At 55.2% G+C, this 16393-nt stretch carries 16 protein-coding genes; 6 read left to right on the top strand and 10 right to left on the bottom strand.

The window, feature by feature from the left end; translation table 11 throughout:
• Nucleotides 1–16: 16 nt before the first annotated feature.
• A complete protein-coding gene (locus ACTCIA_RS00080; RefSeq protein ID WP_462999767.1) occupies nt 17–1399 on the top strand; it encodes a metallophosphoesterase family protein in 1383 nt (460 codons plus the stop codon).
• Nucleotides 1400–1435: 36 nt separating this feature from the next.
• Here ACTCIA_RS00080 and ACTCIA_RS00075 read toward each other — a convergent pair whose 3' ends face one another.
• Entirely contained in the window at nt 1436–2338 is a 903-nt protein-coding gene (locus ACTCIA_RS00075) for an MBL fold metallo-hydrolase (protein WP_462999766.1), read from the bottom strand.
• Between the two features lie 467 nt (nt 2339–2805).
• On the opposite strand from ACTCIA_RS00075, the gene ACTCIA_RS00070 reads away from it, so the two are divergent.
• The 5 genes from ACTCIA_RS00070 (at nt 2806) to ACTCIA_RS00050 (ending at nt 8307) form a co-directional block, all read left to right on the top strand.
• Complete coding sequence (locus tag ACTCIA_RS00070) at nt 2806–3375, top strand: CBS domain-containing protein (protein WP_462999765.1); 570 nt, start codon at nt 2806–2808, stop codon at nt 3373–3375.
• A gap of 40 nt (nt 3376–3415) precedes the next feature.
• Nucleotides 3416–5050 carry an SLC13 family permease gene (locus ACTCIA_RS00065; protein WP_462999764.1) on the top strand — a complete coding sequence of 545 codons (1635 nt, stop codon included), beginning with the start codon at nt 3416–3418 and terminating at the stop codon, nt 5048–5050.
• A gap of 128 nt (nt 5051–5178) precedes the next feature.
• A complete protein-coding gene (locus ACTCIA_RS00060; protein WP_462999763.1) occupies nt 5179–5610 on the top strand; it encodes a hypothetical protein in 432 nt (143 codons plus the stop codon).
• Between the two features lie 151 nt (nt 5611–5761).
• A complete protein-coding gene (locus ACTCIA_RS00055) occupies nt 5762–6490 on the top strand; it encodes a PP2C family protein-serine/threonine phosphatase (protein WP_462999762.1) in 729 nt (242 codons plus the stop codon).
• Nucleotides 6491–6492: 2 nt separating this feature from the next.
• Nucleotides 6493–8307 carry an SUMF1/EgtB/PvdO family nonheme iron enzyme gene (locus tag ACTCIA_RS00050; RefSeq protein ID WP_462999761.1) on the top strand — a complete coding sequence of 605 codons (1815 nt, stop codon included), beginning with the start codon at nt 6493–6495 and terminating at the stop codon, nt 8305–8307.
• Between the two features lie 321 nt (nt 8308–8628).
• Here the strand turns inward: ACTCIA_RS00050 and ACTCIA_RS00045 are convergent, their stop codons facing one another.
• The 9 genes from ACTCIA_RS00045 to ACTCIA_RS00005 all read right to left on the bottom strand — a co-directional run bounded on the left by ACTCIA_RS00045 (nt 8629) and on the right by ACTCIA_RS00005 (nt 16010).
• Nucleotides 8629–9285, bottom strand: coding sequence for a hypothetical protein (locus tag ACTCIA_RS00045; RefSeq protein WP_462999760.1), 657 nt, complete (start codon nt 9283–9285; stop codon nt 8629–8631).
• A gap of 527 nt (nt 9286–9812) precedes the next feature.
• Nucleotides 9813–11012: an MFS transporter gene (locus ACTCIA_RS00040; protein ID WP_462999759.1), complete on the bottom strand. Its 1200-nt coding sequence runs from the start codon at nt 11010–11012 to the stop codon at nt 9813–9815.
• Nucleotides 11013–11021: 9 nt separating this feature from the next.
• Nucleotides 11022–11309 carry a Smr/MutS family protein gene (locus ACTCIA_RS00035; RefSeq protein ID WP_462999758.1) on the bottom strand — a complete coding sequence of 96 codons (288 nt, stop codon included), beginning with the start codon at nt 11307–11309 and terminating at the stop codon, nt 11022–11024.
• 44 nt (nt 11310–11353) lie between these two features.
• Complete coding sequence (gene ispH, locus ACTCIA_RS00030; RefSeq protein WP_462999757.1) at nt 11354–13087, bottom strand: 4-hydroxy-3-methylbut-2-enyl diphosphate reductase; 1734 nt, start codon at nt 13085–13087, stop codon at nt 11354–11356.
• A 34-nt stretch (nt 13088–13121) separates the two neighbouring features.
• Nucleotides 13122–13316, bottom strand: a complete 195-nt coding sequence (locus tag ACTCIA_RS00025; RefSeq protein ID WP_462999756.1) for a CooT family nickel-binding protein — start codon at nt 13314–13316, stop codon at nt 13122–13124.
• 19 nt (nt 13317–13335) lie between these two features.
• A complete protein-coding gene (locus tag ACTCIA_RS00020) occupies nt 13336–13761 on the bottom strand; it encodes a DUF3842 family protein (RefSeq protein WP_462999755.1) in 426 nt (141 codons plus the stop codon).
• Between the two features lies 1 nt (nt 13762).
• Complete coding sequence (locus ACTCIA_RS00015) at nt 13763–14290, bottom strand: NYN domain-containing protein (protein WP_462999754.1); 528 nt, start codon at nt 14288–14290, stop codon at nt 13763–13765.
• Between the two features lie 3 nt (nt 14291–14293).
• Nucleotides 14294–15184: a ParB/RepB/Spo0J family partition protein gene (locus ACTCIA_RS00010; RefSeq protein ID WP_462999753.1), complete on the bottom strand. Its 891-nt coding sequence runs from the start codon at nt 15182–15184 to the stop codon at nt 14294–14296.
• Nucleotides 15185–15209: 25 nt separating this feature from the next.
• Complete coding sequence (locus ACTCIA_RS00005) at nt 15210–16010, bottom strand: ParA family protein (protein ID WP_462999752.1); 801 nt, start codon at nt 16008–16010, stop codon at nt 15210–15212.
• Nucleotides 16011–16393 lie beyond the last annotated feature (383 nt).

Here is a 16393-nt window from a genome sequence, read left to right as displayed (position 1 = left end):
AGCAAGGAGGCAGCCCATGCGCACCCGGCCCATTATCCTGATTTTGTCATTCATCGCCTGCATCTTTTGCACAAATTGCGGCAAATCCGGACCGGAGCCGGCCTCTTTCCGGTATCAGCAGGACCCGAAGCTTTCCCATAGGCTGCCGCAGCCGGCCGATTACCCCGCCGCCCGCTTTATTGTTCTCACTGATCCGCATTATTACCATCCCGGCCTTGGCACCTCGGGGCCGGATTTTGCCCGTTACATCCGTGAAGACCGAAAAATGCTGGCCCTAAGCGATGAAATCCTGGAAGCCGCCGCTTCTGAGATACAAAAAGAACCTGCGGATTTCATCCTCATTTGCGGGGACATGACCAAGGACGGCGAACGCATTAACCACCAGCGGGTGGCTGAAAAAATCCGCCGCCTGCACCCGACGGCAGACATTTACGTGGTTCCGGGAAACCATGACGTCCGCAACCCCGAGGCGGTGCGCTATACCAATGAAGGCAGCCAGGGCGTGGAAACCGTGGAACCCCAAGGGTTCAGTGAGATTTACGGCGCTTACGGATACGATAATGCCATCTCCCGTGACTCCGCATCTTTGAGCTATGTGGCCGAACCCGTGGACGGGCTCTGGCTTTTTGCCCTGGATTCATGCCTGTGGCGCAAAAACAGGGCCGGCGGCCATCCGATGGTAAACGGCCGTTTTTCAGACAAGACCCTTAAATGGCTTGAGGAGATGCTGATACAGGCCCGGAAAAACAACAAGGCCGCCATTGCAATGATGCATCACGGACTGGTGGCGCATTACCCCGGAAATGAAAAATACTACGGCGAATATGTGGTGGATCACAGTGAAGCCATTGCCCGGCTGCTGGCCGCCTACGGGGTGCGCCTGGTGTTTACCGGTCATTTCCACGCCCAGGATATAACGGTAAAACAGTTTGAAGATATTCCAAACCCGGTATTTGACATTGAAACCGGCTCCCTGGTGACCTGGCCCTGCCCCTGGCGCGAAATCACCATATCCGCCGGGCAGACCTGCACCATTGAAAGCCGGTTTATAAAAGCCATTGATTCCATGCCAGAAGAATTTCCGGACTACGCCCGCAACTTTGCCATGGAAGGCACCGTGGGCCTGGCCGGGGATGCACTGGAAAAATACCATGTTTCAGAAAAAGGCATGGATCTGCTTGCCCCGCAAATCGCAGAGGCCTACCTGGCCCATCTGGCAGGCGACGAGCAGAAACCCGATACGGTTATCAGCGCAAAGGGCACCGGGATAATGGGCAGACTGGTTTTATTTTTTCAAAAAGACCTTGTGGAAGGATGGTGGACCGACCTGCCCCCGGCAGACAACCGACTGGTCATCGACCTGGAAAGCACGTCCCGGCAGCAACCGGATAATTTCTGACTCCAGGCCGGGACATGCCGGCCGGCACTTGCCGGATCACTGGGTGCAAACGCGCATAACCGCGCGGATCTTTGCGTCCAGGTTTAACAGATAGGCAAACTCCGGCTGCTTGGGATCGGCAAGCGGATCATACTCGATCTGCTTGATGTGCTGCTTGGCTTGCTCCACATCCCAATCGGTTTGCTCAAGGGTGGTCTCAATCAGTTCCCGGAACCTGTGGCCGCTTTCAATGGCCCTGGGCATGTAATCGGCGGCATCTTTTCCGGTGAGAACAAACCCGTGGCCGGGGCACAGAATCTCGATTTCCAGGTCGGCCAGTTTTTCCAGGGAATTCATATAATCGGTGTAATCCGTGAGCCACTCGGAAAAAATATAGCCGTCCGGCGCCATGATGCCGGCAGCTTCTCCGGTAAACAGGATTTTTTGTTCCTGGAGATAAAAGCTCATGGAATCCCGGGTATGGCCCGGGGTGGCAAACGCCTGCAGGCTCAGGCCCGGTGCCAGGGCAATGCTCTGGCCGTCTTCTATGACACGGTCTACTTCAAAGACCTCAAATTCCGGGGCCTCCTTGTCAGCCTGGCCCATCTGTTGGAGATAGCCGGCACCGGCATGGTTTAACTTTCCAATGGTGGAAACCGCATTGGGACGCAAAAGCAGATCTTTTCCGGCTTCTGAGCAGCAGATGCGCATTTCCGGAAAAGCCTTTTTCAGCCATGCCGCAGCCCCGCAGTGATCATAATGCACATGGGTCAAAAACAGATCAGCAGGACCGCGGCTGTTTAATATAGCCTTTGCCTCACGGATATACTGCGGAGCCACGGCGCTCATGCCCGCATCAATGAGAACAGGCGGATCAGATTGAATCAGAAAGGCCGGCAGATCAGACGGGCCAAGCAGATGCAGCAAAGGCGTCACAGAACCGGTGGTTTGCAGAATCATTGATTCTCCTGTCAAAAACAAAAAAAAATGATAGACTCCAACGAAGATGGCACCGTAAAAAGTCTGATTTCAGATGGCGCCGTAAAAGTCCAGGAAAAATTCAGGCCGAGTATACAAAATTTCAGGGTTGCCTGCAACCTGCCAGAAAGATTATAATCTGATTTCTGTTTGAGAAATTGTCTCATTGGGGATTTGGCCGTTTTTTAATTCTCCCCGGTTCCTGGAAAAATCCAGCAGACATGCGCCTCGAAACATTTTGAAACATAAACAACTTGAAACAAAAAACTGGACACCAAAAAGAAAATTTAGTAAGTCCACAATCTTCAATCCATGGGATATGGCCCGAAATGAAGAGACAGGGACAAATGCACAAAAGGCTGAACAAAGCTTAAGTCAATTTCATAAAAATTCAAAAAGGATATGACCAAAACCCGGTGACAGCACCGGAAACCAGGAGGAGTGCTGCCATGAAAAAAATTACTGTCCAGGACATGATGGTGCCGCTTGAAGAATACGCCACCATCGACCAGAACGCCAGCCTGTTTGATGCGGTCATGGCACTGGAAAAAGCCCAGGAGCAATACAAGCGCCCGGGCGCCCAATATCCCCACAGGGCCATTCTGGTCTATGACAAACAAAAAAGGGTTGTGGGAAAACTCAGCCAGCTCGACATCCTGCGCAGCCTGGAGCCAAAATACAAACAGGCCGCCGGCGGAAATGCCGGGCGGATGATGGCCAGCGGATTCAGCCAGGAATTTCTGCGCTCTATGGTCAAGCAGTTTTCCCTGTGGGACAAGCCGCTGATGGATATCTGCAAAAAGGCGGCCGGCATGCAGGCAAAAGACTGTATGCACGTTCCTGAAGAAGGCGAATTTGTTAAAAATACAGATTCCCTGGATGTGGCCATCAACCAGCTGATCATGGGCCAGCACCAATCCCTGCTGGTGACCAACGACCGGGACAACATTGTTGGCATTCTGCGATTGACCGACGTATTTAAGCAGGTCGTGGACGCAATGAAGGAATGCAGCCTCTAATCTGAGTTCAAACCGTTTACAACCCGAGGAGATTGCACATATGAGCCATGAAATAGACACCGGCGGCCAGGGCGGGATTCTGGCCAACAAGACCCTTTGGCTGATTGTCGGTATTGCATTTTTTGTTGTGGTCGGATTTATTTTACCCACCCCGGAAAGCCTGGTGGAAACCATTGACAAACACGGCATTGCCAATAAATTGATTGACTGGGGCATTGCCGAAAACCTGGACCATGCCGCAGACAAGGCCATGACCGTGCTGGGCATCATCCCCATGGCCATTATCTTTTTTGCCACAGAAGCGATCCCCATCGGCCTGACCGGCATCCTGATGCCGCTTCTGGCTTATTTTCTCGGTCTTCTTCCCCGGGGCATGATCGGCAAAACCTTTGCCGGTGATGCCCCGCTTTTTTTGCTTGGGGTTTTGGCCATGGGGGTGGCCGTAGTGGATGTGGGCCTGCACAAGCGTTTGGCCACATGGATTCTGGGCTGGACCAGGGGATTTTACACCCCCATTTTTGTTTTGTGCATCAGCATGGCCATTATCGGCTCTTTTATCTCCGCCCATGCCATGTGTGCATTCATGACCCCGGTGATGATGGCGGTTTATTTCGGGGTGGTATCCGAAAAGAGCTCCGGCGGCAGAATCGAACACGACCCCAACCTGGCCAAGTTTCTGCTTTTTGCCTTATGTTTTGCCTTAAACGTTGGCGGCGTGGGATCTCCGGCCGCCGGCGGGCGAAACGTGATCATGATGGGCTTCTGGCAGGGTTATAACGTGCCCATGGATTTTTTCACCTGGATGACCTACGGCTTTCCCATGGTGCCGGTGCTTGGCCTGATCGTGGCCGTGTACATGATTGTTTTGTTTTCCGGAAAAATCAAGCACAAGGACCTGACCCCGGGCCTTGCGGCCATGAAGGAAGAAACCCGGAAAATGGGCAAGATGAAATACGCGGAATATGTCACCTTTGCCATGCTCATTGTTATCCTGGGGCTCTGGATTTTCGCTGATCTCGGGTTGGGCGGCCCTGCGCTGCTGGCCCTGATCATCCCCGTGATTTTCCGCACCACGGCCTGGAACAAAATCCTGGGCGGCATTTCCTGGGATGCCTGGTTTATGTACTGCGGCGCCCTGACCCTGGGCGCCCTGCTCAAGGAAACCGGTGCCGCCCTGTGGCTGGCCCAGAGCGTTATGGGCATTTTGAGCTATGCGGGCATGAGCCAGGGATTCGGCCTCTGGGTGGGATTGTCCTCATTTTCCGGCCTGATGACCAACTTCATGTCTGATGCCGGAACCACGGCCCTTCTCGGACCCATTGTCATCCCCATGGGAATTATGTCCGAAGTCGCCGGAGAACCCTGGGCTTCGGGCCTGGCCGTGGCCTTTGCCACCTCGTTTGCCCATTTTCTCATCGTTGGCACCCCCAACAACGCCATTGTCTACGGGCTGGGGACTTATCCGGATACCGGCGAGCGGGCCATTGCTCCCATCGATTTTCTAAAATACGGCTTTATCCTCTGGGTCATCTGCCTGGTGGTGGTCTGGGTACTGGCCTTTGGCGTGATGTTTAAGATTGTGGGTTTTCCGCCGGAAGTTCTGGAGACGGCCACGAAAGTATTTGAAAGCGGCGCCGCTGACTTATCCAAGGCAGCCGAAGGCGCGGCCCATTAACCGCAAATTGTTTGATCACCGGTATTAATCAACAGGGCACCCAAAAGATCAAGATGGAAAGATTTTTTTGGGTGCCCTGCCAATTTGGGACGCATATCCCTGACACCCTCTGTTTTGAAGGCCGTAAAATGAACCCGGCACAGCCCAAAAGCAGTCGTTCCATCTGGGTATGGCTGATCTCGATTTTTTATCTGGGATTCGGTGTATCCGGGCTGATGACCGTGGCCATGGTGTTGATTCTTCTTTACAGGGGCGGGGCCGGTCCGGAAGAAGTCAACAGCATGAAAACGCTGCTGCAGGCTTCCCTGTGGGGGCTTTTGCCTGCAGCCAACATTGTCGGGGCTGTCAGTCTTTTCCTGATGCGGCGCATCGCTTTTCCGATTTTCACGGGCCTGCTCGCAGTCCGGCTGACATTGCCCGTATTTTCCGGCCTGTCTTCTCTCCCTGGCTTTTCCGGCACCACAACGGAGATGATCGGCGGATATGTCCTGGGTTACGGTATCCTGATCGCTGTATGCATATATATTTACCGGCTCCGCCAGACAGGCGTGCTCCGGTAGCCAGCCTGTGAAAAACACCTTGCCTGCTGCAACCCCGAAAAAAAACAGAGGAAAAACAGTCTTGCAAAATCCAGACGGTTTTGCCATGATATCCACGATCTGAAACCACACTTTTGCGGCCAATCTTATGCAATGCCAGATATTTTCAGCCATGATGATCGGACCCCGCCACCGGCAGGAGGACTGCATAGTCGACGGACAGAGTTTGTTTCAGGCCGATCTTTTGAGCCGCAGAAACAGCTTCTCCACAGACACTTTGCTGCTCGCCGTCTGCGACGGCATGGGGGGTCACCAGGGCGGGGCGGAAGCCAGCCAGTTTACCTGCAGACAGATTGAAAGCCACAACTGGACCAACGGCATCTCCCGGCAGGCAGTGCGCGATGCCTTAAACACCATTCAGGCCCGGGCCGAAAAAGATCTGCCGATGCACTGCGGCACCACTATTGCCGGCCTGCTTTGCGACGGAATGACGGCCATTGTCTTTAATGCCGGAGACAGCCGGGTTTACCGCTTTCATTCGGATTTTATCGAATACGTCTCCCATGATCATTCCCTGGTCCAGGACATGGTTGACCAAAAAATGGTCAATGCGGAAAAAGCCGCCACCCACCCTTACAAACATTTGATCGAATTCGGAATCGGACCGGTCTTTTCCCAGGTGTGGCCCCAGCGCAAAATTTATGCAGATCTGCATCCCGTCAACGGTTCAGCCACCTACCTGATCTGCTCTGACGGACTCACGGATATTTTTCCGGATTCCCAAATTCATGAGCTACTTGGCCCCGAACCGGTAAAAAACGGTGCCAGACTGGCCAACGCCGCCAGAAGGAAAGGACTGACCGACAATACCAGTTTCATTATTGCCCGGATCGAGGAATAAAATTGAAGGACATCATTAAAAAATGCCTTCCCACCTACGAGGTTGTCCGGAAAATCGGATCCGGTGTTTACGGAGTGGTCTACCATGTAAAGGACAATCTCAAGGAGCGGGCGGTCAAGGTGGTGCCCATCATGGTGGAGCGCTCCCTGTCCCACCGCACCCCGGGGGACCTGGACTCCAAGATTTCCCATGATTTTTATGCCATCCAGGAATATTACGACAAGATCAAGGGCGAGGGTGTCATTGAGATCTATGATTTTCACCTGGTGGACAAACAGGTGTCCAAACAGGAGGCCAGGGCACACCTGGTGATCTTGATGGAATTCTGTCCGTATAACCTGCTCGATCGGGTTCTGGACCATTTTCCACTGCCTCCGGAAGAGGCGGAAAAGCTCATGCTGGAACTGGCTGAAATCTTAAACCGGCTTTCCGACAGAACCAGTGAATCGTTTATCGTCAAGGATCTCAAACCCTCAAATCTGCTGATCAACCAGCACAACCGCTTAATTATCGGGGATCTCGGGGGGCTGGAGCGCATCAGCAGCACCTCGGTTTCCTCCAGCGCCCAGTTCACCCCCAACTGGTCCGCCCCGGAGCTCCTGACCCACAGCAGCCAGGCGGGCATCTCCAGCCTGGTGTTTTCCTACGGGTTTGTCAGCTATTTCATCTGGGCCGGTGCGCTTCCGTATGAACAGGAAACCTTCAGTGAAAGGCTTCGGCGGATCAAGGAACATGACCTGGAATTTACCCGCCCGGACCTGCCGTTTGGTATCCAGATTTTAATCAGCCAGTGTCTGAATTTCCGCCCCCAGGACCGTCCCCCGGATTTTGAAGCTATCCTTGGTTATCTTCGGGGCAGTGCTTCTTTTGTGGAAACCGGCACAGGCGGCGCCAACAAAATTGCAGACCCTGAAACGCCCAGGCCTGCAATGACAGGTATTGCAGAGCAGATTTCTTCCGCCGCCCCGGCATCCGGGCCTGAATCCCGGTCAAAAACCGGATTGGAGCGGCAGTCGCCCAAAGAAAAGCCCCGGGTGCTGCCTGCTGCATCCGGCCCGCACCAGCCAGGGGACAACTGGGAGGAGCCCACCATCGGAATGGTTTTTACCTGGGTTCCCACCGGAGTTTTTCAGATGGGCTGCGGAACCTGGGACGGCGAGGGAAACCGCGATGAAATGCCCGTGCACGAGGTGTTTATCGACGGATTCTGGCTGGCCAAATACACGGTCACCCAGGAGCAGTGGAAAAAGGTGGCCTCAGGAACCCTATGGCAGAAGGTGCGCGGCAAAAATCCGGCCTGGTTCAAGCAAAGCGGTCTTCATCCCGTGGAGCAGGTTTCCTGGCATGACGCCCGGGATTTTATCCAGAAACTCACCGCCATGAACAAGGGGCGGTACCATTTCCGCCTGCCCACGGAAGCCGAGTGGGAATACGCCTGCAGAAGCGGCGGCCGCCAGGAAAAATACCCGGGAAACAAGCCTTTGGACAAGATCGCGTGGTATTCGGCCAACAGCGGCATGCGGACCCATCCGGTGGGGGGCCTGGAGCCCAATGACCTGGATTTGCACGACATGGCCGGAAATATCTATGAGTGGTGCGAAGACACTTACCATGAAGAGGCATACCGCCGCCACGGCTACAAAAACCCCGTGCATTCCGCTGACGGTCCCCGCCGGGTCATCCGGGGCGGCAGCTGGTGCAACTTTGCCAGCGAACTGCGCTGCTCCTACCGGGCCAGCGTAAATGCGGATTTCAAGGGCAATTACCTGGGATTCCGCGTTGTCATGACCCCTGTGAGCCGAAAAAGAAAATCCTGAGCCAGCCCCGTCTTCTTCGCCTTTTTCCGCGTGGCCCCGGTGGGGGTGCAGGCCCGGCTGCCGCACCCGGACCGAAGTTCACCGCGATACCCATCACCTGTTTTTGCCCTACCCATCAAAGACCTGCAGGCGGCCACGCGGGGCGGACGGGGGACGGTTTGCGAGTCGCATTGAGCGCGCAAGCGGTCAGCAGGGAGCAAACCGTCACCCGACCGCCCCGCGTGCGAAAACCCGTGAAAATGTTTTTTTTGCAGCAGATTTTGAAGCCAGGCAAAAATTAAACCTTTTAAGATTTAAAACAAAAATTAAACCTTAAATGGCTTATTTATGGATTTGCTCAAACACTGCAATGGCGTGGTTGATTGCATTCCAGCGGGCTTTTTTCAAATGCCGGGACACGGCCTGGGGCGAAACCGGCCCGGGCCAATCAGCCGCAATTTGGGCGATCTTTGAACCCTCCAGACGTCCGATCACCGCTCTGGCCTGAAGCGGCCGCCAGGTTTCCATAAGTGCCCCGGTGGCGCGCACCAGTGCGTCAATGACGACTTCAAACGGAGCATTGTCAAAAGCGTAGCGAAGATCCCCGGCCCGGGGCGAACCCATTTTTTCCAGCATCTTTCCGGAGCGCCGGAAGGCCGTGCCGTCTCCGGCTGTCACCTGTTTTTCAGGCACGTAATCCACTTCCCCGATGCCAATGGCCATGCGGGTGTCAAAACCCGAATGGCCGCCAAAGGCCCGGATGTAGGCCCGGATAAACACCGCGGCCCGCAAGGCGCATGACGGATCGGAAAACAGGGCCTGCCAGCTGTCGCCCCGGAACACAGAGATGGGATACGGCATAACCCCGGGCATCAGCCGGCAAAAAGCCTTACCGGCTTTGTTCATGAGCCCGGGCATGGACCGGCGTGCACTGGCATCCATTGCCGAAAATCCCGTAAAATCACCTGTTATCACGGCATATTGGCCTGCAGTCTGCATAAATTTCCTCTTCCGAACTGTTTTTCAGCTCCGGCTATCTGAAAAGGCCTTCTAACTTCAAAAAAGTTGCTGCCAGTGCTTGATTCTATAATTTTCGCATATGGCGATTTGCTCCCTGCTGACCGCCTGCGCGCTCAATGCGACTCGCAAACCACCCCCGGGCCGGCATCATGGCCGACTGTGTGCAAAATTTCACACCAAGGGAGCCAGAGAAACACATTCAAGTCTCTGAAGCAACCTCAGGAAAAGTTACTGTTATAGCTCGGTCCCGGGCTTGCGGCCTTGGGGGAACAGTTCCAAGGAAGCCCAAGGACGAGGTCGGTTTTTGAAGCGACATTGAGCGTTTACGGAAAAATTCAGCGAATGCCGAAGCTAAAAAATTTCAAACTGTTTGAGGCCGACAGGCCGAGTTTTTGAAATTTTAAGCGAAGGCATTGGCTGAATCCGTAAACGCTCAGGAGCGAAAAAACTGACCCCGGCCGCAGGGCTTCCTTCCTGACAAACAGCGGACGCGGTAAAAAAGCTTTTTATGATGTTTTTTCCCGTCCGGGCCTGGCGGCTGCGTCTGAATGCCGGGTTCCGGCAAAAAACTGGCCCGTGCCCGCGGCCATGATCAGGATGCCCAGAAAAAATGCATACCTGAGTTCAAACCAGTCCATAACCAGCCCGGCAAAAATCGATCCCATAAGCATGCCCAGACTGTGGGCCACGGTAATCATCGACATCACCGACCCCATGGCCTCGATCTTCTGGCCCCGGATCACGGCCAAAGCCATGACTGCGGGCATGGCAATGCCGCCGCCGATTCCGAAAACCACGTTTGCCGCAAACAGACCGGAAAACCCCTTTGCAGTGCCCATCAAAAGCATTGCCACAACCACTCCGATGCCGCCGATCACCACCATAAAGCGCTTGTCCCAGCGATCAGCCAGCATGCCCATGGGAATGTGGATCAGACCGCTTACCGAAACCCCAAGCATCACCAGCAGGCCCACAGCAGAACTGGAAAGCGCAAATGCATCATTTGCATAAACGGGCAAAAACCCCCAGATGATGCCGATGCAGGTGGTATAGACCATGCGGAAGGAAAAAAGCGACACCAGCATCGGGTCGCGCACGAGCAGGCGCCACTTCACCGGGACCCGGCCCACCGCATAAATCCGCTCTCCGGTAACCGGGGGAAGCAGGGCTGCGGCCAGACAAAAACCAAAAAACGCCAAAGCCCCCATACAGACAAAAGCCATGTTCAGGCCGAACACATCCCGGATCACTCCGCCCATGAGGGGGCCGATGCTCAGGCCGGCAAACACCGACATGTTAAATCCGCCCATGGTGATGCCCTCTTTTCCCTCAGGGGTGATATCGCCCACATATGCCTGGGCCACGGGCATGATCATTGCCGAAGCCACCCCCTGGATGAGCCGGATGGCAATCAGGCTGTGGATTTGATGGGCCAGGACAAATGCAACGGAAATAACAAAATAGGAAAACAGCCCCATTACCAGGAAGGGTTTTCTGCCGTGCGCATCAGAAAGCCGGCCGAACCAGGGGAGAAAAAACGTGCGCGAAAGGGAAAAACCGCCGAAAATCAGGGCGATGGAAAAACCGCTGGCGCCAAGCTCATGGGCATATACCGGCAAAAGGGGCACCACGATGCCCACCCCTGTAACCGATACAAAAATAGCAAAAAAAAGAGTGGCAAAAACTTTTCTGGGAAATTTTTCCATCAATGCCTGTCAGGCTTCACGGGCGTCCGGGGACTTGAGCCACACCCGGGTGGCCCCCCAGCCGCCGGAATCCGGGGAGGCCAGTTCAAAACGGGCCACCAGCCGGTGGCGCTTGAGTGCCGCATGCACCCGCTGCCGGAGTTTGCCGGTGCCTTTTCCGTGAATGATGCGCACCACGGTAATGTCTTTTTCCAGGCACGCCTCCAGATAATCATCGATTAAGTCGCCGGCTTCCGAAGGCCTGAACGTGTGGAGATCCAATTCCCCGGTTATCGGAATTTCAACAAATTCATCCATGTCTTTTGTCCAGATTTTGCCCGGCCGGGTTGGTCTGCGAATGTTTATCCGGCCAGGGCTGTGCAGATAAAAGCCAGGAGGCCTGCAAACACAAAATGGCTTTCCATTATAAACCCCTGGAACACACCCGGAAAATGCCCGGTGCGTTCATGGTTCACCAGAAATGCGAGCATGGCTGCCGGGCAAAGACTCAACGCGGACGATAACAAGGGCAGAACGCCTGCGGCCGCAGCCAGGGGCGGCAGCACAATCAGCACCGCCAGAACGCCTTTGAGCAGCAAAAGGGTCCGGCGCTCGCCCAGAATGATGGGAATGGTTTCCCGGCCCACAATCCGGCTTCCCTGCATGTCACTGATGTCAAAAAACGCTGTTCGCACAAACACCAGGGCGGAAATCCAGACAAAGGCCGCAATACTGGCCGGGGTAAAGTAGCCCTGGGCGTCCAGTGCCGGAAACAGGGCCGCGGCCATCCCCCAGGCCAGGGTCACCAGCACGGTCTTGGAGCCGGGGATGCGCTTGAACACGGAAATTTTCTCCACACCCGGCCCTTTTCCCTCGATTTCCAGGTTATAGACCACCCCGAGCAGGCTCATGCACAGCAGCAGCCAGAAAAACAACGGCCCCATTGCCCAGGCCACACCCAGACCCCCGAGACCGGCGGCACCGGCCAGAATTGTCAGGGCATACCGGTTTTCCTGGTAAAACCGCGCCCGGTCCGGGTCATTGTACCGGTCTGCCATCCGGTCGAGCATATGGTGCAGGGTATGCATGGAAAGGGTGTATAATGCCGCAATACCCAAATAATGGGGTCTTAAAGGCACACCCTGCAGCCAGGTCCCTGCTGCGGCCAGACCTGCGGCCCCCACGGCAAGATACAGGTTGGAAAGCATCAGGCACCGCATCAGCATATGCACAAATCGCCTGCATCGACCGCCTTTTCCGGTCAGCCGCCGATCCATGTGCTGCACGACCTGACGGATGGTCCAGTTGGGCGTTGACGCCCCGGCGGTAATGCCGATGCTCCGGCATTCCGTCAACTCTTCGACAGGAAGCTCCTCTGCGGTTTCCACGTGAAAGGCCTTTTTCCCGGACCGGCCCGCAATATCGGCCAGCCGCCGGGTATTGCCGGAGTTATAGCCGCCCACCACAACCACGGCATCCACCTGCCGGGCCAGGGCCTGGACCTCTGCCTGACGCTTTTCCGTGGAGTCGCAAATGGTTTCAAAAACCCGATAATGCGGCCGGTTTTCGCCGGCCCATTGCTTGACCTTTTCGAAAAACGCGGTGTTCTGGGTGGTCTGGGCAACGATGATGGCATTTTCAAAGGCCGGCAGGGCCTCTATCTCTTCAAAGGAATTGACCACATGGCCCCGGCTGCCGGCATATCCAAGCAACCCCCGCACCTCGGGATGCTCCCGGTCTCCTGCGATAATCACAGCAAAACCCTGCTTTGCGTGCCGGGCAATAATGGACTGGACCCGGATGACCCTTGGGCAGGTGGCATCTATGACCTTGAAACCGGCATCTTTCAGAGCATGCTTATCTTCCGGCGGTACTCCGTGGGCCCGGATGATCACCGTGCCCCGGCCGGTTTCCGGGATCTCTTCTATCACAGAGATCTGTTTTTGCCCGAGAATGGCCAAAACCTGGGGGTTGTGTATCAGGGGGCCATAGGTATAAATGGGCCCGCCATCCTGGTTGGCGGAATCCAGGGCCAGTTCCACCGCCCGGCGCACGCCCATGCAGAACCCGGCCGTTGTTGCGATTGTAATCTTCATGCATCTCCCGGGAACTGTTGGCCAGGCACCGGATTCAGGCTTCATCCTTTTTGAAAAACACCTTGTGATCCACCAGGGAAAGGGAATGAATGGCCGCCCGGACGAATTTCTGCTCCCCGAAAATATTGACCAGTTTAAATCCCCCGTCTTCTGGTTCGATGGTATCCACGGCCTCCATGATCAGTTCCGGTTCCTGTTCTTTTATCAGATATGCATTGGCTTCGCACATTTTTCAATATTCTCCTGTTTCAATTGAATTCGTCCAACCAGGGCTGCAGATGCTCTGCAATGAGCACATCCAGCAGGTGGGGCAGGGGCATGCTGGATGCACCCACAACCGCCACATTTTCCTGGGAAAGGGGCACCAGCATCTTGGGTGCCGGGCTGGATGCAACGGCCCCGGCGATTTCCGGTGTTACCTCGCCCATCATGGCATTGGCCATGACAATGCCCAGGGGCCCGATGAGCACATCCATGCGGGCCACGGTCTGCACAATGGCATTTTCTCCGGATGCACCCCGATTGGCGCGGGCCTTGAGCATCTGGGCGGTGGCAATGGCATTGGTGCCCAGGGCCACAATCTCCACGTCCTCTTCAAACAACGCACGCAGCCGCTTGATGATGGCCGCACCAATACCGCCGCCCTGGCCGTCTATGACACAGATGGTTTTCATTCTATAATTTTTTCACCTTTCGAAGCTGCCGGCGGCGGCTTTTGGGCAGGCGCCGGGCCGGCCCTTTTTTCCGGGTGGTCGGCACCCAGCCCTGACGATCCCCGTCTTCTGCGCCGGTACCCTTGACTTCCATCAGCCTTGCCATTTCCATTTTTTCCTCAAACTCGCCCGGATCCACGGGGACTGCATCTTTTGCAGCCACTTTGGCGGCCAGTTCCCGATCCGCGGTAACCACCATGGCCTTTTGCGCATCCCGGCAGGCCATATTTACGATCACCGCGTCCGCGGTCTGTCCGTACCGTGAAAACCGGATCCGTATTCCTTTTTCGGCAGACCTGGCCTCAAAAGGATCATTGTTTTGGCCGCCGTCAAATACCACGGTAATCTTGTAGCCCTTGATCCGCTTATAAGCGGCCAGTTCATCAATCAGGGCCCGGCGCCCGAGTTCGAGGCTTTTGTCTTCAGCGCGGCGCAATCGGTCAGACCTGCGGATCAGGTTGTAACCGTCTATGATCAGATGCAGGGCCATGATCTAATCGGTTTTGAGCAAAGCCAGGAGGCGGTCCAGATCATTGTCATCATAGAACTCGATCTCCACGCGCCCTTTTTTGCCCCGCCGCTTGATTTTCACCCGGGTGCCGAACCTGCGCCCCAGGTCCTCTTCAAGACCGGCAAAATGGATTTCCTCGCTGGAAGCCGCAGGCTGTGGTTGATCACTGGTCCGGGTATTTAACCGGGCAACCAGTTTTTCCGTTTCCCGGACGGAAAGCTTTCGCGAGACCACCGTCCGGCAGGCGGTTTGCTGCAAAGACGGATTGTCCGCGCCCAGAAGGGCCCGGGCATGGCCCATGCTCAGATCCCCTGTGCGCACATGCTCCTTGACCGTGTCGGCAAGCTGGTTCAGCCGCAGGAAATTGGCCACTGCCGAGCGGCTTTTGCCCACCTGGCCGGCCACCTGCTCCTGGGTTAAGCCAAACTCGTCAAGCAGCCGCTGATAAGCTTCAGCTTCATCCATGGCATTGAGATCGGCCCGCTGGATGTTTTCAATAATGGACAGGGCCAGCAGCTGCTGATCACCAATGCCCCGAACCACCACCGGCACGGTAAACAAGCCCGCCATCTTGGCTGCCCGAAGCCGGCGTTCGCCGGCAATGAGTTCATAGCCGTTTTTGGCTTCCCGAACCAACAGAGGCTGAAGCACGCCATGGATTTTCACGGATTCGGCCAGTTCGGCCATTTCTTCCCGGGGAAACTGCCTGCGGGGCTGAAAAGGATTGGGACAGATGCGATTGATATCACATGGAAAATATTCCGGCTGTTGATTCTGGTCCCCGATTTCAATATCCGGAAACAGCGCATCCAGGCCTTTACCAAGGCCGCGCTTGCGTTTTTTCTCGGTTGCGCCGGCATCATCGGCTTTCATGGTCCCCCCTTTTCATGAGCATCTGTCAGCTGGCGGTCTTTTGCAGCCCCGGGGCTCCGGGTGCATTGTGCTTCCGCAACATTTCCCTTGCCAGAGCACTGTAGCTCACCGCCCCCGGCGAGGCCGGGTCATAGGAAAGAATGGGTTTGCCGTAGCTGGGGGCCTCGGCCAGACGCACGGCCCTGGGAATCCGCGTATCATAGACCATGTCTTTGAAATATTTTTCCGCATCTTCGGCCACCTGACCGGAAAGATTGGTCCGCTTGTCAAAAAGGGTCAGCAGGATTCCCTCGATTTTCAAAGACGGGTTCATCCGCTGCTTGATCCGCTTGACCGTCTGCAGAAGCTGACCCAGGCCTTCCAATGCGTAAAACTCGCTCTGCAGGGGAATCAGAACCCCGTGGGCGGCGGTCATGGCGTTGACGGTCAGTAGACTCAAAGAAGGCGGACAATCCAGCAGGATATAATCATATGCCTGACTGCACGGGGACAGCAACTGCTGAAGCAGCCGCTCCCGTGAGGCATCGCCTAACATTTCCACCTCAAAACCGATCAGCTCCACCCGGGACGGCATCAGCCAGAGCCGGGGCACACCGCTTTCAACAATGATGTCCTGGGCATCGGCATGGCCGATCAAACCATGGTACAGGGTCTTTTCCAGTCCGCTTTTGTCGATTCCCAGGCCAGTGGTGGCATTGGCCTGGGGATCACAGTCCACGAGAAGAGTGGTTTTGCCGGCATGGGCCAGGGCGGCAGCCAGATTGATGGCGGTGGTGGTTTTGCCCACCCCTCCCTTTTGATTTGCAATGCAGATCATATGTGCCATAATAAAACCTCTGTACCATAAAAATAACTGTTTGCAAATTCAAGAATGATAAGCCTGTAAAAAGTCTTTTTTGCAGGCAGTGTTAAGTTTTAAGTGATTAAGTGTTAAGTAAAATCAAAAAGTTATTTTTTTATTGATTGGCGATTATACCAGTTTTAGGACTTCCAAGGAAGTCCAAGGAAGGGGTTAGTTTTTGAAGCGACATTGAGCGTTTACGGAAAAATTCAGCAAATGCCGGAGCTAAAAAATTTCAAACTGTTTGAGGCCGACAGGCCGAGTTTTTAAAATTTTAAGCGAAGGCATTGGCTGAATCCGTAAACGGTCAGGAGCGAAAAAACTGACCCCGGCCGCAGGGCTTCCTTCCTGCAACAACAGCGGACGCG

Source organism: Desulfosalsimonas sp. (genome assembly GCF_055149105.1).
Note: the sequence above shows the minus strand (reverse complement) of the source record. Positions and strands in the feature narration are given on the sequence as shown.